Below are 17,526 nucleotides of genomic sequence, written 5' to 3'. Positions count from 1 at the left end.
AGTTGTATTCTCGCCCGTCCGCGGGCAGGAAGGTCCCGGCCTCACCGCCGCCTCATCCGCCGAATCCGGCACGAGGCTCTTCGGACCAGGTCCGCCCTGCCGAAAGTCACTAGCCTGACACCGTTGACGGGATAATGACGTCGAGGTCCCTTCGGAGCGAGCCGATGAACATCCCGCGCATCCCGGCCATGTCGGCAGCCGCCGTCGCCGTCCTTTTCTTCATGATCGGCCCGCGCCTGTCCGCCGCAAGCGGTACGGCCGGCGACACCATCGTGCTTTCCGCACCGGGTGGCCTCAGCCGGGCCGAAGTCCGCCGCCGCACCCGGGCGCTGACGGCTCTCGGGCGGGACATGTTTTCGGATCCCTCGCTGTCGGCGTCCGGCAAGCTCGCCTGCGCCAGCTGCCATGCGCCCGACCACGCGCTCGGTCCGGCCAATGCCCTGTCGGTCCAGTTCGGCGGCGCCGACATGCGTCAGCCCGGCCTGCGCGCGGTGCCGTCGCTCAAATATGTGCAGATCGTTCCCCAGTTCTCCGAGCACTTCTACGATTCGGAGGACGATTCCGACGAAAGCGTCGACAACGGGCCGACCGGCGGCCTGACATGGGACGGGCGCGCCGACCGCGGCGCCGACCAGGCGCGCATCCCCCTGCTCTCCCCCTTTGAAATGGGGAACGAAAGTGCCGGCAACGTCGTCGACCGCGCGCTCCGGGCGGGTTACGGCGAACGCCTGCGCACCATTTACGGCGCCGACATCCTGGGCGATCGCAAGGCTCTCTTCGACGGCATCCTCGAGGCTTTCGAGGTCTATGAGCAGGACGAGGCCACCTTCTATCCCTACAGCAGCAAATATGACGCCTATCTCGCCGGCAAGGCCACGTTGAGCCCCGCCGAGGCGCATGGGCTCGAGCTGTTCAACGATCCCGGCAAGGGCAATTGCGCCGAATGCCATATCAGCCAGCGCGGCAATGACGGCACGCCGCCGCAATTCACCGATTACGGCCTGATCGCCCTCGGCGTGCCGCGCAACCTCGACATCCCCGCCAATCGCGATCCCGCCTATTTCGACCTCGGCCTGTGCGGCCCGCTTCGCACCGACTTCCGCGGCCGCACGGATTATTGCGGCCTGTTCCGCACGCCGAGCCTGCGCAATGTCGCCACGCGCCAGACCTTCTTCCACAACGGCGCCTTCCATTCGCTGAAGAAGGCGGTGGAATTCTATGCCCGGCGCGACACCAATCCGGAGCAATGGTATCCGCGCCGGGCCGACGGAACGGTCGACAAGTTCGACGACCTGCCGGCGGCATACCAAGCGAACATCAACACCGATCCGCCGTTCGACCGCCATGCCGGCGACAGGCCGGCGCTGGACGACAAGGAGATCGACGACATCGTCGCCTTCCTGCAGACGCTGAACGACGGCTACGTGGCCGAACAGGGGACGGCCCGCCTGCCCTGAGCGGAATTTCCGACCCCTTCAACGGATGGACCGAGAGCGCTCGCCTCGGCGACCTTTCTTCCACTTGCGGCGTTTTGATGCGAGAAGGGCCTGATCGGCAAAGCCGGCATCAGGTCAATGGAAGCGGCGGGAAGGAAGCAGGCATGGACATGGAAGAGCTGTTGCCCGAGAGGGAATCGGCGCCGCAGGAAGCAGCAGGCGCGGTGAGCCTGTCGGGGATTTTCGGGCTCGACGGACTGGTGGCCGCCGTCACCGGCGGCGGCAGCGGCATCGGCCTTGCGGCAGCGCAGGCGCTGGCGGCCGCCGGCGCGAGCGTCGTCATCCTCGATCGCGCCGAGGTCGCCGACGAAATCCTGATGGCGATCAAGGGGGCTGTGCCGGTCACGGCGCTGGTCGCCGACGTCTGCGACGAAGCGGCTGTCGACGCCGCCTTCGACAAGATCGCGCACCGCTATGGGCATGTCGACATCCTCGTCAACAATGCCGGCCTCGCCATCCGCGACGCGGCGGTCAACCTCAGCCTCGAGGCGTGGAACAAGGTGGTCGCCGTCAACATGACCGGCGTGTTCCTCTGCGCGCGGTCCGCGGCCCGGCACATGATCGCATCGAAGCGTGGCGGGGCGATCATCAACACCGCCTCGATCATGGCGCTGTCCGGCGGCGGGCTCTATCCCAACATCTCCTACCAGACGACCAAGGGTGCCCTCGTCAACATGACCCGGGCCCTCGCGGTGGAATGGGCGCCCCACGCCATCCGCGTCAATGCGATCGCGCCGACCTATGTCCGCACGCCCTTCATCGCGCCGCTGCTGGCCCAGCCCGAACTGATGCGCCGCATCGAGGACATGACGCCGCTGCGCCGCATCGCCGAGCCGCACGAGATCTCGCCGGCCATCGTCTTCCTCGCCGGTCCGGGAGCGAGCATGATCACCGGCCACACGCTGCCGATCGACGGCGGCTTCCTCGCCCAGTAGGCCAGCGGGCTCCGCGCCCCCCTCGCCTTCGTCTTCTCCCGTACGTCGGGGGAAGCACGGGACGAGGGGCGGCGCAACCCGACGAGCGATCGCCGGCTACCCGGCATAGCCGGCGGGATGGGAGGACTGCCAGCGCCAGGTGTCGCGACACATGTCGTCGAGGGTCCGCTCCGCGCGCCAGTTGAGCTGCTCGGCCGCCTTGGTGGTCTCCGCCCAGACCTGTGCGATGTCGCCCGGCCGGCGGGGTACGATGCGGCTCGCCAGGTTCTTGCCGCAGGCGTGGCTGAAGGCGGTGAGCATCTCGAAGACGCTGTGCCCGCGGCCGGTGCCGAGATTGTAGACATGCACGCCCGGCTTGCCGGTGCGGGCCTGCAGGGCGGCGATATGGCCTGCGGCGAGGTCGACGACATGGATATAGTCGCGCACGCCGGTGCCGTCGGGGGTGGGATAGTCGTCGCCATAGATCGAGAGGAAATCGCGCCGCCCGACGGCCACCTGCGCGATATAGGGCATGAGATTGTTCGGCACGCCGCGCGGATCCTCGCCCATCTTGCCGCTCGGGTGGGCGCCGACCGGGTTGAAATAGCGCAGGATCGTCGCCGACCATTCGGGCTCGGCCCGCACGAGATCCTCCAGGATGTGCTCGATGATCAGCTTGGTGCGGCCATAGGGATTGGTCGCGGAGCGCGCGCTGTCCTCGGTTACCGGTACGGTCTGCGGGTCGCCATAGACCGTTGCGGAGGAGCTGAAGATGAAGTTGCGGACGCCGGCCTCCCGCATGGCGCCGAGGAGCCGGAGCGTGCCGACCACGTTGGTGGCGTAGTAATCCAGAGGCTTGGCGACCGACTCGCCGACCGCCTTCAGGCCGGCGAAATGAATGACTGCATCGATGCCGTTCTCGGTCAGCACCGAGGTGACGAGGGCCGTGTCGGCGATGTCGCCGACGGCGAAGCGCGGCTTGACCCCGCTGACCTGCTCGATGGCATCGATGGCTGCGGGGCTGCTATTGGCGAAATTGTCGAGAATGACGGGCGTATGCCCAGCCTCGATCAGAGAGACGCAGGTCAGGCTCCCGATATAGCCAGCGCCGCCGGTGACCAGAACTTTCAAGATCATTCTCCTTCTGAAATGGACGAAGACAGTCGAGCAGGCTCATTCCGCATGCAGGTTGAGAAAAATCGTGGAAAGAGCCCCTATTATGCCGCTCCCAGGCCGGATCTTCCGCGTTGAAAACACGCCGAGATATGGGCCTTCCCATGCAATACATAGGCGCACCGACGATAGATGAAAGTCTGTTGAAGAACTCAGCCTTATTCGGCCTGCCTGTAGGGACCTATGGACGCAGGGGCAGGTCGCTTTGTATCGATCGGCGGCGCCCCGGCGGCGTCCCCTGCGGCATCGTCCGTCGAAATCTCGACTCCACGGCGCGGCCCCCGCCCCGTTATACTCCGTCCTGCCAGCCGGACGATGGGGCGCCCCTTCGCTGCCGGCGGCGGCCACTCTGGAACGGAATGCATCATGACCGAACGGACGATTCCGACCTGGTTCATCAGCGGGTGCTCGACCGGGCTCGGACGGGAACTTGCACGCCTCGTGCTGGCGCGCGGCTGGCGCGCCGTCGTCACCGCCCGCGATGCCGCCCGCGTCGCCGACCTCGTGCGCGGAGCGGAAGACCGGGCCCTCGCCCTGGCGCTCGACGTGACCAGGCCCGAGCAGATCGCGGCGGCAGTCGCCGAGGCCGAGAAGCGTTTCGGCGGCATCGACGTGCTCGTCAACAATGCGGGCTATGGCTACCAGTCTCCCGTCGAGGAAGGCGAGGACAGCGAGATCAGGGCCCAGTTCGAGGCCAACGTCTTCGGCCTCTTCGCCTTGACGCGGGCGGTCCTGCCCGGCATGCGGGCGCGCCGCAAGGGCCACATCGTCAACATCACCTCGGTCGCCGGCTTCATCGGCTTTGCCGGCGGAGGCTATTATGCCGCCTCCAAACATGCGGTCGAAGGCTTTTCCGACGCGCTGGCCGCCGAGACCGCCCCTCTCGGCATCAAGGTCACCTGCGTGGAGCCGGGGCCGTTCCGCACCGACTGGGCCGGCCGCTCCCTGCGGCAGACCACGAGCCGGATCGCCGACTATGCGGATACGGCGGCGGCCAGGATGAAGGCGACCGCCGGCCTCAGCGGCGCCCAGCCCGGTGATCCCGTCCGCGCCGGCGAAGCCATGATCCGCATGGTCGAGGATCCCGATCCGCCGCGCCACCTCGTGCTCGGCGCCATCGGCTATGAGAACGTTACCAAGAAGCTCGCCGAGCGCCTGAACCAGATCGAACGCTGGCGCGACACGAGCCTCTCGGCCGACTATCCCAAGGATTGACGCGACCGCCCCGGGCTGGTCACGCCGGCTTGGGGATGTCCAGCCCGCGCTGGACGGCGGGGCGGGCAAGGCCGCGCTCCAGCCACGCCGGAACATGCTTCAGCCGGTCGAATTCGACGAGATCGCGCGCCCCGTAGAAGCCGATCAGGTTGCGCACCCAGCCGAGCATGGAGATGTCGGCGATGGTGTATTCGTCGCCCATGATCCATTCGCGCCCGTCCAAGCGGGTCTCGATGACGCCCAGCAGGCGCTTGGATTCGTCGCGATAGCGCTGGAGCGGCCGCTTGTCTTCGATGTCCTTGCCGGCGAATTTGTAGAAGAAGCCGACCTGGCCGAACATCGGGCCGATGGCCGCCATCTGGAAGAAGACCCATTGGATTGTCTCATAGCGGCCGGCGGGGTCGGCCGGCATGAGCTTTCCGGTCTTCTCGGCGAGATAGAGCAGGATGGCGCCGGACTCGAACAGCCCGAGCGGCTTGCCGCCCGGTCCGTCCGGGTCGATGATCGCCGGGATCTTGCCGTTCGGATTCAGCGACAGGAATTCGGGCGTCCAGCTTTCGTTCTTGCCGATATCGACCCTGTGGGGCTCATAGGGCAGCCCGATCTCCTCCAAGGCGATCGAGACCTTGACGCCGTTGGGCGTCGGGAAGGAGTAGAGCTGGAGACGGTCGGGATGCGAGGCGGGCCAGCGTGCGGCGATCGGAAAAGCGGAAAGGTCCGGCATTCGGGGTTCCAATATTGCTGGGGACGGGAGGAGTCGGCCGGCCGCAGGCAGGATCGAAGCGGCCGGCCCGGGGCCGGAGCGGTGGGGCCTACAGCCCGTTGACGCGCATCAGCGCCTGGAAATGCAGCGTCGCCTGATGGTCGAGGACGTTCATCCACTCGCGCGCGGTGCTCTCGACCATCTGCTGCGGAATGATCTTCAGCGGCCTGCCCGTCGACATGGCGAGGACCTGCTGGCGGCAGGCGCGCTCGAGAAAATAGAGGTCGTCGAAGGCGATGGCGACCGAGGGGCCGCCGACGATGACGCCGTGCTGGGCGAGAAAGACCACATCGGCCCTCTGATCGGACCTGGCGGTGCTGGCGATGCGCTCGCCCTCGTCCTTGCCGGACGCGAAGCCGCCGAACTCGTCATTATAGGCGATGCGGCCGTGGAAGCGGGCAGCCGTCTGGTGCGCCATTTCCAGCCGTCCCCCCTCGACCATGGTCAGGCTGGTCGCCCAGGGCATGTGGGTGTGCAGCAGGCACAGATGGCGCGGATTGGCGCGATGGCCGGCGATGTGGATGTTGCGGGCGGTGGCCTCGAGTTCGCCCTCTCCTTCGAGCAAGGTCCCCTCCCCGTCGACGAGGAGCAGGTCCGAAGGGCGCATCTCCAGCCAATGCACGCCGTAGGGATTGAAGAGGTAGAGCTCCTCCGGGCCCGGGACCTGCACCGAGAAATGATTGCAGATGCCTTCATTGTAGTCGAGCTTTGCGGCGAGGCGGAGCGCGGCGGCGAGTTCGCGGCGATAGGTCGTCAGGTTGGACATGGGACAATTCCGGATTGTGCTGGTGGCAGGAGCCTGAGCAGAGATCACGGGCGGGAAGGCCCGGGATCTCCGCAGGACTCTGGAAGGACGCAGCGATTTTCGGATCCATCCATTGGATCGTCCCGAAAATTCTGCTTACCCTCTTTTATTCGACGGTCACGCTCTTCGCCAGATTGCGCGGCTGGTCGACGTCGGTGCCGATGATCACCGCCGTATGATAGGCCAGAAGCTGAATCGGCACCGAATAGACCAGCGGGGTCACCAGCGCCGGCATTTCGGGCAGGACGAGCGTCTTCAGTGTGGCCATGGAGGCAGCGGCGGCTCCCTTGGCGTCGGTGATCAGGATGATGCGGCCGCCACGGGCGGCCACCTCCTGCATGTTGGACACCGTCTTCTCGAAGATGTGGTCGTAGGGGGCGATCACCACCACGGGCATCGTCTCGTCGATGAGGGCGATCGGCCCGTGCTTCAGTTCGCCCGCCGCATAACCTTCAGCGTGTATGTAGCTGATTTCCTTCAGCTTCAGCGCGCCTTCGAGCGAGAGAGGGTAGCTCGTTCCCCGGCCGAGATAGAGCACGTCGGAGGCTTTGGCGAGGTCGCGCGAGAAGCTTTCGATCTCATGCTCCAGATGCAGGGCTTCGGCCATCAGGCGCGGCGTCTCGATCAGCGCATGGACGAGCTCGCGCTCCTGTTCGACCGAGAGGGTGCCGCGAGCCTTGCCCGCGCCGATGGCAAGGCTCGCCAGCGCGGCGAGCTGGCAGGTGAAGGCCTTCGTCGACGCGACGCCGATCTCGGGGCCGGCCAGGGTGCGCACGACGACGTCGCTGTCGCGGGCGATGGTGGACGTCGGCACGTTGACCACCGCCAGCGTGTGCTGGCCCTGCTCCTTGCAATAGCGCAAGGCGGCGAGCGTGTCGGCGGTCTCGCCGGACTGCGATACGAAGATCGCAAGGCCGCCCTCCTCGAGCGGCGCCTCGCGATAGCGGAACTCGGAGGCGATATCGACCTCCACCGGCAGGCGGGCGTAGCGCTCGAACCAGTATTTGGCGATCATGCCGGCGAAGGAGGCCGTGCCGCAGGCCGAGATCGTCAGGCGGCGCAGGTTTCGCCAGTCGAAGGGCAGGTTCTCCGGCAGGCGGATGGTCTCGTCGACCATGTCGACGAAGGATGCCAGCGTATGCGACACCACCTCCGGCTGCTCATGGATCTCCTTGGACATGAAATGCCGATGATTGCCCTTGTCGACGATCATGGCGGAAGCCTGCGACTTCTGGACCGGCCGATGGACCTGCCGGCGGGCGTCGTCATAGATGGTGGCCGAGTTATGGGTGAGCGCCACGCTGTCGCCGTCGTCGAGATAGGCCACCATGTCGGTGAAGGGCGCGAGCGCGATGGCGTCCGAGCCGAGATACATCTCGCCGTCGCCATAGCCGATCGCCAGCGGGGAACCGCGCCGGGCGCCGATGATGAGGTCCTCCTCGCCGGCGAAGATGAATCCGAGCGAGAACGCGCCCCGCAACCGCACGAGGGTGGCGTGCACGGCCGCCAGCGGCGTGAGACCCCGATCGATCTCGCGGGTGACCAGATGGGCGACGACCTCCGTATCGGTATCGCTCTGGAAGCGGGCGCCGTCCGCCGTGAGTTCCTCGCGCAGATCGCGGAAATTCTCGATGATGCCGTTGTGCACCACCGCGAGCCGCCCGGTCGCGTGGGGATGGGCGTTGGCCTCGGTCGGCCTGCCATGGGTCGCCCAGCGGGTATGTCCGATGCCGATGGTGCCGTTGAGCGGGTCGCGGCCGAGCTTGCTTTCGAGATTGCGCAGCTTGCCCTCGGCCCGCCGGCGGACGATCTCGCCGCCCTCGAGCGTGGCGACCCCGGCGGAATCATAGCCGCGATATTCAAGCCGGCGCAACGCGTCGACCAGCGGCAACGCGACCGCTTCCTTGCCCAAAATACCGACGATGCCGCACATCCGCCCCGAACTCCCGCTGACTCGCAAACGCGATCCTACGGCTAGGGGTTTAGGGCTTCGTGAAAGTCCTGCGAAATCAAAATGCCTGACAGATTATGACAGGTCCGCCCTGGGATCAGGAACGGCCGGATATCCGCTCGATCTCCTGGCGGACGAGCCGCTCGACCAGACCGGGCAGATGGGCATCGAGCCAGCTCTGCAGCATCGGGCGCAGGAGATCCTGCATGACATCCTCGACGGTGCGGGCATTCTTGTTGAACACGGCCTGCCCCAGGGTGGCAAAGGACGCAGCCGCTTCGGCGCGGACGGCCGGCGACACCAAAGCGGCGGTGACCGCAGGATCCGGCACGCCAGGGCTGTTCTTGGCCGTAGCCCCGGCCGCCTCCGCCTGTGCAACCGCCGGCGCCTTCTGCTGCCTCGGCGATGCGCTGGAACCGGCGGCGGCCTCGGCCGGTTTGGCCGCCGAGGCGCGTCCCCCGGCCTTCGCGGTCGGGACATCGTCGGAAACGATCTTGCGGATCGATGCGAGGATCTCGTCCATCGACGGCTCCTTCGCAGCCCGCGGCTGATCTACCCGGATGCTGGAAGCGCTGGCTTTAAGCTTCTCGGGTGAAACGGAATTGCCGCGCGCCGGGGGAACCTCGGGAGAGGCATCCTTGCGCCCCCCTTCCGCTTCGCCGCGCGCCCCGCCTGGAAACTCGTTGTTGCTCTGCGGAATCACGTTCACCTTCCATCTGGAATGTCAGTGCCGATCCACTTGTCGCGTACCTGGTTGTAATGAGTTGTCGGGTCGTAGCGGCGAACCTTGAGACCGAGCGCGGTCGCATTGAGCTTGCCGATGGAAGAGAGCAGCGTGTAGGCGGCGACGACCTGGTCGCGCTGCGCCGTGATCAGCGAAGCGCGCGAATTGAGAAGCACCTGCTGCTGCTGCAGGACGTCGAAGGTGGTGCGCTGGCCGACCTTGGCTTCCTCACGCACGCCGGCAAGGGCCACGCCGGCCGCCGTCACCCCGGCCTGGTTCGCCTGGATTTCCGATCGCGAAGCGTCGAAATTGCCCCATGCCTGGACGACGGCGGCCCGCACCTGCTCGCGAAGCACATCCGCCTGGATGCGCGCCTGGCCGAGATTCTCCTTCGCCTGGCGGATCTTCGAATAATCCGCCCCGCCTTCGTAGATCGGAATGGTCAGGAAGGCGCCGATCGACACGGAAGTGTCCATGCGGACCGACGTATCGGAATCATAGGTGTGCTGGAACGAACCCTGGGCGTTCAACGTCGGATAAAGGGCGGCTTCGGCGACCTTCACCTGCTCCGCCGCCATATCGACATTGTGCAGGGCGGACAAGATGGCCGGATGGCCGCCGAGTCCCTGCTGAACGGCGGCGGCCTGGCTTTTCGGCAAGATCCTGAGGGGCTTGGCCGGCGCCAGGCGCTTGGGCTGCGAGCCGATGACCTGGCGGTAGACCGCGGTCGAGGCGTTGAGCTGGGCCTGCGCTGCGATCTCCTGCGAGCGCGCGCTGGCGAGACTGGCATTCGCCTGCTCGACGTCGGTCCGCGTCACCTCGCCGACATCGAAGCGATCCTGGGTCTGCTTGAGCTGCTCCTGGAGCACCTCGACATTGTTCTGCTGGAGATTGTAGAGCGCGGCGTCGCGCAGGACGTTCATATAGGCGGTCACGGCATCGAGCAGGACCGTCTGCTCGGAATCGCGCAGCGATTCCCGCTGGCTGAGGACACCCGCTTCCGCCGACCGGACGGCATTCGCCGTCTTGAAGCCGTCGAACAGCGGCTGTGTGACCGTGAGGCCGACGCCGCGGGGAAAGCGGGTATCTTGATCGTGTCCGGCCCGGGGTACCTTGAAATAGTCCCTCTCGGCACTGGCATTCGCCGTCGCGGTGACCGAAGGACGATAGCCGCTCAAGGCCTGAGGAACGTTTTCGTCGTAGGCACGGGCCCCCGCCCGCTGCGCATTCAAGGTCGGATTGGAAGTGTAGGCTTGAGAAAGGGCCGACTCCAGCGACTGGGCCTGGGCCTGCGAAGCGAGAAAGGCAAGCGAAACGCCAGCCACCAGGGACGACAGGATACGCACAGGTTTCATGACTCTGACCAACCCAAAGTGAAATTGAAACGGTCGCCCGTTCAACCATTTACTGAAAAGTAACGTGTGAAAAGAAAATCACCAAGCCCGAATCGGGGCGGCGAATCGATAATTCCCAGGTTGAAGCAAAAAAGAGACAGTACCCTGGCCCTATGGTTAATTTTGATGGTAAATCAAAACTATACGGGCCTTTTCATAGAACCGGCTAGAAGGTGAAAACCGGCTTGCGTTCAAATCCCGGGAGAGGCGGCAAGGCCGCATCGAAGGCGACGCGGCCGGAAAAGTCTTCGCCGACACGCACGAAGATGGTGGCCCGGCCGGATCGCCCGCGACCGACGACGGCGAGCAGCCTGCCGCCTTCCCGCAGCGAATGAAAGAGGTCCGGGGGAATTTCCTCCACCGACCCCTCCAAGATGATGACGTCGTAAGGGCCGGAAGCGGCGGCCCCCCTCTCCAGCGGGCCGGTGGCGACGGAGACATTGCCGTAAGGCGCGAGCGCCGTCTTCGCGTCGGCGGCAATATCGTCGTCGCATTCGAGGGCGACGACCTTGGCTCCGAGATGGGACAGGACGGCCGAAGAATAGCCCGTGCCCGCACCGACGTCGAGGATCGCATCCGTGTGGAGGATCGTCGCAGCCTGCGCCATCTTCGCCAGGATCATCGGCGGGATCAGATGGCGGGGGGCGCTGGTTTTGCCGAGGGGAATGTCGATATCCGCATAGGCCAGCGCCTTTCGGTCGGCGGGCAGGAAATCTTCACGGGGCACGGCGAGAAAGGCATCGATGACGCGACCTTCGGTGACGTCGTTGGGCCGGATCTGGCAGTCCACCATCGTCCGGCGCGCGTGGGCGAAATCGGTCATCGAGCGAAACCCTTTATTAACCTTGCGTTGTTTGCGGCAAGCTTCCGCAAAAGGCAAGCGGGCAGTCTGCCTCATCCAAGGGCAATCGCGATGGGGCCGGCAAGCCTCCCCTGCAGCCGTCCGGCTCCGGATCCGATCGGGCCGAGGCCCTCCGGCGCTGCCGAGGAACAAACGGGTCTTCCAGTCATAAAATACGCAGAAGGCGGTATTTTATCGAAGATCGAGGTCCAGCGGCGCCGTGATCAAGCCTGGACGTCGATCACGACGTCGACGATCTCGCCGTCCGAATTGACGATCCGATACCCTTCCGCCGCATCGCCGGCCGGGCGTCCTTTCCACAGCAATTGGGCTTCGTGCCGGGCATCTTCAAGCGTGGGTCCGGCCAGGATCGTCCGTTCGGCGTCCACGGGCTCGCAGCCGGGCTTGCCGAGCGCAAGACGCGCGATGAGGGGTCCGATGCTGTCTCGGGCGACGATGCGCTGCATGGCGTAGGGCGGCAGGCCCGGGTCGGAGAGGTTGAGATATTTCTCCATGCAAGGAACCTCCTCGCTGTCGGCTCAGTCGCCGCCTGCAAGGCGCCCCGAGGCGGGCCCATCCGTGCGACGATCGCCCTTCCGGTCAACGGGCGAGTCGTCGGCCTGTTCCCGCCGGATCCGACGTCGCGGCCAGCTCGGCAGGACGGCGTCGACGGCGAGCGGACATGGCGCTGCAGCCCCGATGGGCCGTCGCGCCGGCTCGGGAGCCGACGCCCGACTCCGGCGGCCCGGGGTCAAGGGCATGCGGCCTGCGCTGTACGCATCGCGTTGGTCACGCCGTCGAGAGAGAAGCGGTATTTCGTTTCATTGCCGCGGCTCGACACCGCCTCCACCGTCATCTCGCGGCCCCGCTCGAGAGCGCGGACGAATTCGTCCTCCCGTCCTTTGCCTTCGCGCAGCCAGGCGCTGTTGCCGGCCGAGAACATGTGGAACGCCGCACCGTCGACGCGCGCGCGTATCTCCGATCCCGGCGCGAAGCGGTATCCGGTTTGAAAACTGGCCTCTGTCGATGTGCTCTTGCGAAGAGTGGTGCGGACGAAAAACGTCACCGCTCCGTGATCGAGGCCGGCCGGTTCGCTTAAGACCGGGTTTGAATAGACAAAGCAATGACTGCGCCCTTCATCGAGGTAAGTCCAGGCGCTCCATTTCCCGAAGACACCCAGCGATTTAGGCGTTGCAGCAATTGCAGCGACAGTTGCCAGAAAGAATATCGCAATCGTCAAAGTCATTTGTTGTAACATCGTTGAATTCACCTTCTCCTGTTTACCTTCAAAAGGTCATACCCTAAAGCTTAACAAATTATGAAATGCAAATACTCATCTGCGCACTGGAAGGTTAAATATAATTAACTCGCCAAGACGTTCTTGATCCACCAATCAAGGACGGTCGATTGGTTCTTTGTTCGTTTTAACTATCGGTCAAAGGAGGTGCTTCGGTGACGCTGATTCTGGTCGCGACCCTGCTCGCGGCGACCGCGTTCGCATTTTTCGACCTCTCCGCATGGTGGGCGCAGACGGTCGTCCTCGGCGATGGCAATTTGGTCATTGCCGGCTCGGCCATCGCGTCGATTGCCCTGCTGGCCGTGGCTTTCGAGCTGTTCGCCACCTTTCACGCCAGGCGCTCGACGAGATAGCGCGCCGACAAAACAGGAGGACCTTCATGTCGAATGAGGGACATTTCTTTCCGCCTATGAAGGTTTCGGTTTCAGGGGAACAGCACATGGACGATGTAGCGGTCGACATCACGGCCGGTATCGTGACGGCCTATGTCTCTCATAACAACGTGGCCTCGATCGAACTGCCCAAGCTCATTGCGGACGTCCACGCCGCCCTGAGGAAACTGGCGAAGGGTGAGGCTCCGGAACAGCCGCCGGAGGCCAGACCGGTTCCTGCCGTTCCCATCAGAAAGTCGATAACGCCCGATTACCTCGTCAGCCTCGAGGACGGCAGGAAATACAAGTCGCTCAGGCGCCACCTCAGCGTGCAGTACAATATGACGCCGGACGACTATCGGGCGAAATGGAACCTGCCGGCCGACTATCCGATGGTGGCACCGAACTACTCCAAATCGCGTTCGGACCTCGCCAGGCGGATCGGTTTCGGGCAGACGCTGCGAAAGCGCCCCGCGCCGAAAATGGCTGCCGTGCAGCAATAGGGTGCCGTCGGCGCCATGGTTCACGGCGGGGCGGCTGGAACGGCCGGTCGCCCGACTTGTCGGATTGGGCGAGAGCCTGTATCGGGGATAATTTGCGAGGCCGCGCCCGGAATCGAACCGGGGTAAGGATTTGCAGGCTATAAAGCCCTGCACTTTTACGAATATGTCGGTTCCGCGCATCGGCAAATATGTGGTCGCCGGCACCGAGAAGGACACGCCCTAAGCGCGACTCGGGAACGCCTGGCTGAAGGTAACGGTCAAAAGCAGCTTTTCCTCGGAAGTGTTTTTTACCCTCGCAAGAACTGATAGCCGGAAGTCAGTGTCATTCTCCATAAGCTCGAGAACGATTGTGATCGCCGCAAAGTTAGGCTCTGACAGATAAAGCTCCTCGGGCGTCAGTCCTTGATTGCGCTGCGAAAGCGGTAGTGGGTGCCATACCTGACCAAGCTCTTGTTCCCGCTTCTTATTTTTCTTTGTCCAATTCAAGACCGCATCACCAGTGACCCTCTTGGCGTTGGGAAGGGCAAGAATTTCTGCTCGGCCACGTTGCCATTGGGAGGAAGGTTGTAAGCGCCTGGGCGCATTCCGGGCGACGCCTCGGCGAATTCGCCAGCACCGCCGCCGCGGTGGCTGCGCTAAAATCCGAACATATGCTCGATGGAGCGAGAGCTTCATGAAGCTCGAACCAAGATTCCGGACAATCTTCGATCCGAACTCCAAGTGTATGGCCATCAGGAGGCACAGCGCCTCTCCTCCGCGGTGGCGGCCCTCGCGGAAGGCTGTTCCTCCGACACGTTCGATGAGGTTTGGGCTGATCAGTCCGGCGCGCCGGCCGCCGGCAGGCACATGATGGCGAGTGCGGCAGCTCGCATCATGACACGTCCCCACGCGAAGGCGCCATAATCCCAGCGCCAATTTCTCGCAACGCCTCTCTTTTTGTAGATACGCGAATGGACATTCCAAATAAACGTAGATACAATATATTGTCTGCAAGAGGCAAACCGCCTCGCGCACAACTCGAAGACAGGGACCCCCTCCATGACAAAGCTCATCGCAATAAGCAGGATACCCCCATGCCTTCCTTCGATCCGCAGAAAGATCTGCTGAACCAGAGAAACCACGGAATATCGCTGTCGGCTGCCGAGCATTTCGATTGGGAAACAGCCCTGATCGAGGAGGATCGCGATGAGGCCTATGGCGAGTATCGCGGCCGTGCAATCGGCTGTATTGGCGATCGTCTCTTTGTCTACGTTTACACCACCCGGGGAGACGAGGAACGCGCGATCAGCCTGCGCCACGCGACGAGGCAGGAGATACGACACTATGGTGAAAATATCTGATGAGGAATGGCTGAGGGCCAAGCGAGAGGACGCACGCGCCCGAGCGGCGAAGCTCGCTGACGAAATGACCGACGAGGAAAACGCCGCGCTGACGGCGGCGGCCGTCGCCGATCCGGACAATCCACCCCTTCCCGATGACGCCAAATTGGTGACCTATCAGGAGGCTAGGCGCCGTGGCCGGCCGCGCGTGCCGAAGCCGAAACACCTGATATCGATGCGTCTCGACGATGATGTCGTGACGGGCCTGCGCGCCTTGGGCGACGGCTGGCAGACGAGGGCGAATGCTATCCTCAAGGAATGGCTCGAAAAGGCAGGTTGACGTCGGCAAATGCGCGCGCGGAGGCAGGCGTTTGAAAGCCGCTAGCCCAAAGGGGACGATCAGGGGTCGGGGGGGGCAAACGTATGGAGCAATCCGAATGGACCCAAGATCCTTACGCAGCTGAAACCCTTGCAGAGCGCTGGGGGGGCACGCCGAACCATGTTAGAGCACTGATCAGGCGCGGCGAGCTTGTGCATTTCGTATCGGACCGCGTCTTCTCAGAATTCCGGCTGATGCGGTCAAACAATTTGAACAGAGAACCACGATACAGACGGCTATTGACCGCCCCGCGAGCCTGCCACCCGACGAGCCTATTATCCTGACGCTTACGCCAGGCGCTTTGGCACTCTCAAAAAGCCGGCAGGCACGCGATAGCGCCGTTCTGATCTCTAAGTCAGGAGCACATAGTCACGGTTGAGGGGCTCCCCAAATTTGGGGGCACCTACCAGGGCGCCCAAGGCAAAGCGCGGCTTGCTTCAATCTCCCGGAGGGAGGATATGCGGCCGCAGGTTCTTGCGAACCGCCGGCTTTGCACGCATTGCCACACTGGGTGTGAGAGCCCGGACCGGTGATAGGCCGCATTTCCTCTGGCAAGGATCGTCAGCCCTTGGCGGGGCGCGGCGGCGGCTGAGGTGCCCTCGCCGTCATACCTCCCGGAAAGACATCCTCTCAGAATCTGATGCGGCCATGCACTCTATTGCGATCGCAATCTCATTGAACGTTTCTTCCTGAAGCTCAGACACTTCAAGACTTGCCGCACGAGATGAAAAGACCCGAGGGCATACTTGTCCATGCCCTCTGTCGCCAGCGCAGTCATTTGATCCAAATGAATTTCAACGCGCTCCAGCTTGAGTGAAATCAGCAGTAAATTGACTCAAATCAATCCCGTAGATCAGCATCCGCTGGATAAAAGTGTCGTGGGCAACGATCTTCGCTCAACCTTGAACAACGGAGATCGAGAACACAGAAAAGTGCTGCGGTGCGGGCTTGACCATGACCATGACAGGTGCGGTCGCCACGCCTGGGCCTAAAGCGAGGAACGTGTCGGCATGAATACCTTAGGAGCATGGCTTTCGACTCTGGTGATGGCATCTGCGGTCGGTCCGGCGCTGGCCCGATCACCCTCGGCGGCGTCCTGCCTCGTCGGGGGCGACAAGGTCGCCATCGCAGCAGGCGTGCGGGCGGATACGGTCAAGGACTCGGCGGAATGCCATCTGACCTGGCAAGAGGCAGGCATCATGGTCGGGTTTCCGCCGGCGCCGGACAAACTGGTCACGCCGGACAACCTGTTTCGCTATCCGTTTGTCCGCTGGACGCTTCAGCACACCAGCCGGTTCACGCGCACCGCGCCGATGCTGGTCGAGCGTCCGGCACCCTCCCCGATTCCGGAAAAGCTGGACAAGGCCCTGCTCGACACAAAGCTCACGATAAACGGCGTCAGTGACACGATCGGCGACTATGCAGGCAAGTCGTTCACCGATGCCCTGGTGGTGATCAAGGACGGCAAGCTCGTTGCCGAATGGTACGGCGACGGCATGAGCGCCAGCAAGCCGCACTATATCTCGTCGGTGACCAAGGGCGTGACCGGGCTCCTGGCGGAATTGCTGATCGCTCAGGGCAAGCTCGACGAAACCCGCCTGGTCAAGTCCTACGTGCCGGAATTGGCGAAGACGCCGTTCGGCGACGCGACCGTGCGCGACGTGCTGGACATGAAGGTCAATGTCGGGGCCGGGGAAACCAGCGGCGAGACCGATGTCGCGGATGCCGCCTTGTGGTCGACGATGGCGCTGAACAGCCGCCAGTCGGCTTATGCCACACTCGAGGCGGTAAAGGCGGACGGCCCGAAAGACGGCCATTTCCACTATGCGTCGATGACGACCGAAGCCGCAGGCTGGATCATCACCAGGGCCGCCGGCGAGCCTTTCGAGCAATTGGCGAGCGACCTGCTGTGGTCCAAGCTCGGCCTGCAGGACGATCTCTACGAGCCCGTCGATCCCACCGGCAAGATGTATGTCAGCACGGGTTTGACGATCTCTGCGCGGGATCTCGCCAAGCTCGGGTTGATGATAGCCAATCACGGACAAGTCAACGGCCAACAGGTCTTTCCGGCAAGTGTGATTGATCGCCTCTACGAATATGGCGATGAAGTTGCTTGGAAAAACGGAAACTTCAAATCCAATCCCATCATTCGCTCCTATCGGTCATATTGGTACCAATTGATGGGAGACGATCATGCGCTGATGGGGCTTGGGGTATACGGCCAGGGATTATACATCAATCCCGGCAAGCATATTGTAACGGTCCGTTATTCATCGACGCCGGCGCATTCGATCGTCGAATACCTGAAAGGATGGAACGACATCAGGGCGTGGCTGGATCAAACCGCCAAAGCCTCTGACTGATCCGACCGGCTTTTCGAG

At 63.7% G+C, this 17,526-nt stretch carries 18 protein-coding genes; 8 read left to right on the top strand and 10 right to left on the bottom strand.

All coding sequences use genetic code 11. The features are described from left to right. The first annotated feature begins 164 nt into the window (after positions 1-164). Positions 165-1,457, top strand: a complete 1,293-nt coding sequence (locus J3R73_RS13390) for a cytochrome-c peroxidase (RefSeq protein ID WP_307427547.1) — start codon at positions 165-167, stop codon at positions 1,455-1,457. Positions 1,458-1,600: 143 nt separating this feature from the next. Further along, positions 1,601-2,431: an SDR family NAD(P)-dependent oxidoreductase gene (locus J3R73_RS13385; RefSeq protein ID WP_307427545.1), complete on the top strand. Its 831-nt coding sequence runs from the start codon at positions 1,601-1,603 to the stop codon at positions 2,429-2,431. A 96-nt stretch (positions 2,432-2,527) separates the two neighbouring features. On the opposite strand, the gene galE is transcribed toward J3R73_RS13385, so the two are convergent. Next, the gene (gene galE / locus J3R73_RS13380) at positions 2,528-3,541 is read right to left on the bottom strand and encodes a UDP-glucose 4-epimerase GalE (RefSeq protein ID WP_307427543.1); all 1,014 of its coding nucleotides are present in this window, start codon (positions 3,539-3,541) and stop codon (positions 2,528-2,530) included. A 408-nt stretch (positions 3,542-3,949) separates the two neighbouring features. Between galE and J3R73_RS13375 the strand changes: the two genes are divergently transcribed. Beyond that, a complete protein-coding gene (locus tag J3R73_RS13375; RefSeq protein ID WP_307427541.1) occupies positions 3,950-4,798 on the top strand; it encodes an oxidoreductase in 849 nt (282 codons plus the stop codon). A 19-nt stretch (positions 4,799-4,817) separates the two neighbouring features. On the opposite strand, the gene J3R73_RS13370 is transcribed toward J3R73_RS13375, so the two are convergent. The 8 genes from J3R73_RS13370 to J3R73_RS13335 all read right to left on the bottom strand — a co-directional run bounded on the left by J3R73_RS13370 (position 4,818) and on the right by J3R73_RS13335 (position 12,522). Further along, positions 4,818-5,522 (bottom strand): glutathione S-transferase family protein, encoded by a 705-nt coding sequence (locus J3R73_RS13370; RefSeq protein ID WP_307427539.1) that lies wholly within the window; start codon positions 5,520-5,522, stop codon positions 4,818-4,820. An 88-nt stretch (positions 5,523-5,610) separates the two neighbouring features. After that, positions 5,611-6,375 carry an aldolase gene (locus tag J3R73_RS13365; protein WP_307427537.1) on the bottom strand — a complete coding sequence of 255 codons (765 nt, stop codon included), beginning with the start codon at positions 6,373-6,375 and terminating at the stop codon, positions 5,611-5,613. 97 nt (positions 6,376-6,472) lie between these two features. Beyond that, positions 6,473-8,299, bottom strand: coding sequence for a glutamine--fructose-6-phosphate transaminase (isomerizing) (glmS, locus tag J3R73_RS13360; RefSeq protein ID WP_307427535.1), 1,827 nt, complete (start codon positions 8,297-8,299; stop codon positions 6,473-6,475). Between the two features lie 115 nt (positions 8,300-8,414). After that, positions 8,415-9,026, bottom strand: a complete 612-nt coding sequence (locus tag J3R73_RS13355; RefSeq protein WP_307427533.1) for a DUF2497 domain-containing protein — start codon at positions 9,024-9,026, stop codon at positions 8,415-8,417. After that, the gene (locus J3R73_RS13350) at positions 9,023-10,396 is read right to left on the bottom strand and encodes a TolC family outer membrane protein (RefSeq protein WP_307427531.1); all 1,374 of its coding nucleotides are present in this window, start codon (positions 10,394-10,396) and stop codon (positions 9,023-9,025) included. The genes J3R73_RS13355 and J3R73_RS13350 overlap by 4 nt, the downstream gene beginning before the upstream one ends. A gap of 205 nt (positions 10,397-10,601) precedes the next feature. Then, positions 10,602-11,258, bottom strand: a complete 657-nt coding sequence (locus J3R73_RS13345) for a protein-L-isoaspartate O-methyltransferase family protein (RefSeq protein WP_307427528.1) — start codon at positions 11,256-11,258, stop codon at positions 10,602-10,604. A 242-nt stretch (positions 11,259-11,500) separates the two neighbouring features. Then, on the bottom strand, positions 11,501-11,791 hold the full coding sequence (locus tag J3R73_RS13340; protein ID WP_307427526.1) for a hypothetical protein: 291 nt from the start codon (positions 11,789-11,791) through the stop codon (positions 11,501-11,503). Positions 11,792-12,027: 236 nt separating this feature from the next. After that, a complete protein-coding gene (locus J3R73_RS13335; protein WP_307427524.1) occupies positions 12,028-12,522 on the bottom strand; it encodes an invasion associated locus B family protein in 495 nt (164 codons plus the stop codon). Positions 12,523-12,728: 206 nt separating this feature from the next. Here J3R73_RS13335 and J3R73_RS13330 point away from each other — a divergent pair, with 206 nt between their 5' ends. Then, positions 12,729-12,926 (top strand): hypothetical protein, encoded by a 198-nt coding sequence (locus tag J3R73_RS13330; protein WP_307427522.1) that lies wholly within the window; start codon positions 12,729-12,731, stop codon positions 12,924-12,926. An 86-nt stretch (positions 12,927-13,012) separates the two neighbouring features. Beyond that, positions 13,013-13,447, top strand: coding sequence for a Ros/MucR family transcriptional regulator (locus tag J3R73_RS13325; protein ID WP_307427520.1), 435 nt, complete (start codon positions 13,013-13,015; stop codon positions 13,445-13,447). Between the two features lie 219 nt (positions 13,448-13,666). On the opposite strand, the gene J3R73_RS13320 is transcribed toward J3R73_RS13325, so the two are convergent. Then, positions 13,667-13,933 (bottom strand): hypothetical protein, encoded by a 267-nt coding sequence (locus J3R73_RS13320; RefSeq protein ID WP_307427518.1) that lies wholly within the window; start codon positions 13,931-13,933, stop codon positions 13,667-13,669. 587 nt (positions 13,934-14,520) lie between these two features. Between J3R73_RS13320 and J3R73_RS13315 the strand changes: the two genes are divergently transcribed. From J3R73_RS13315 to J3R73_RS13305, 3 genes are all read left to right on the top strand, one after another. Beyond that, a complete protein-coding gene (locus J3R73_RS13315; RefSeq protein WP_307427516.1) occupies positions 14,521-14,787 on the top strand; it encodes a BrnT family toxin in 267 nt (88 codons plus the stop codon). Between the two features lie 64 nt (positions 14,788-14,851). Next, positions 14,852-15,106 carry a BrnA antitoxin family protein gene (locus J3R73_RS13310; protein ID WP_307427513.1) on the top strand — a complete coding sequence of 85 codons (255 nt, stop codon included), beginning with the start codon at positions 14,852-14,854 and terminating at the stop codon, positions 15,104-15,106. Between the two features lie 1,049 nt (positions 15,107-16,155). Beyond that, a complete protein-coding gene (locus J3R73_RS13305; RefSeq protein ID WP_307427510.1) occupies positions 16,156-17,508 on the top strand; it encodes a serine hydrolase domain-containing protein in 1,353 nt (450 codons plus the stop codon). The last annotated feature ends 18 nt before the right edge of the window (positions 17,509-17,526 follow it).

Origin of the sequence: Labrys monachus (assembly GCF_030814655.1) — a bacterium.
In the GTDB taxonomy this organism is placed as follows: Bacteria; Pseudomonadota; Alphaproteobacteria; order Rhizobiales; family Labraceae; genus Labrys; species Labrys monacha.
The sequence above is the reverse complement of the archived record's forward strand: the minus strand, read 5'-3'. Positions and strand labels throughout refer to the sequence as shown.

Coding starts and splice junctions, on each gene's coding strand:
- J3R73_RS13390 (WP_307427547.1), top strand. CDS start 165: ATGAACATCCCGCGCATCCCGGCCATGTCGGCAGCCGCCGTCGCCGTC.
- J3R73_RS13385 (WP_307427545.1), top strand. CDS start 1,601: ATGGACATGGAAGAGCTGTTGCCCGAGAGGGAATCGGCGCCGCAGGAA.
- J3R73_RS13375 (WP_307427541.1), top strand. CDS start 3,950: ATGACCGAACGGACGATTCCGACCTGGTTCATCAGCGGGTGCTCGACC.
- J3R73_RS13370 (WP_307427539.1), bottom strand. CDS start 5,522: ATGCCGGACCTTTCCGCTTTTCCGATCGCCGCACGCTGGCCCGCCTCG.
- glmS (WP_307427535.1), bottom strand. CDS start 8,299: ATGTGCGGCATCGTCGGTATTTTGGGCAAGGAAGCGGTCGCGTTGCCG.
- J3R73_RS13350 (WP_307427531.1), bottom strand. CDS start 10,396: ATGAAACCTGTGCGTATCCTGTCGTCCCTGGTGGCTGGCGTTTCGCTT.
- J3R73_RS13345 (WP_307427528.1), bottom strand. CDS start 11,258: ATGACCGATTTCGCCCACGCGCGCCGGACGATGGTGGACTGCCAGATC.
- J3R73_RS13340 (WP_307427526.1), bottom strand. CDS start 11,791: ATGGAGAAATATCTCAACCTCTCCGACCCGGGCCTGCCGCCCTACGCC.
- J3R73_RS13335 (WP_307427524.1), bottom strand. CDS start 12,522: ATGACTTTGACGATTGCGATATTCTTTCTGGCAACTGTCGCTGCAATT.
- J3R73_RS13325 (WP_307427520.1), top strand. CDS start 13,013: ATGGACGATGTAGCGGTCGACATCACGGCCGGTATCGTGACGGCCTAT.
- J3R73_RS13315 (WP_307427516.1), top strand. CDS start 14,521: ATGCCTTCCTTCGATCCGCAGAAAGATCTGCTGAACCAGAGAAACCAC.
- J3R73_RS13310 (WP_307427513.1), top strand. CDS start 14,852: ATGACCGACGAGGAAAACGCCGCGCTGACGGCGGCGGCCGTCGCCGAT.
- J3R73_RS13305 (WP_307427510.1), top strand. CDS start 16,156: ATGAATACCTTAGGAGCATGGCTTTCGACTCTGGTGATGGCATCTGCG.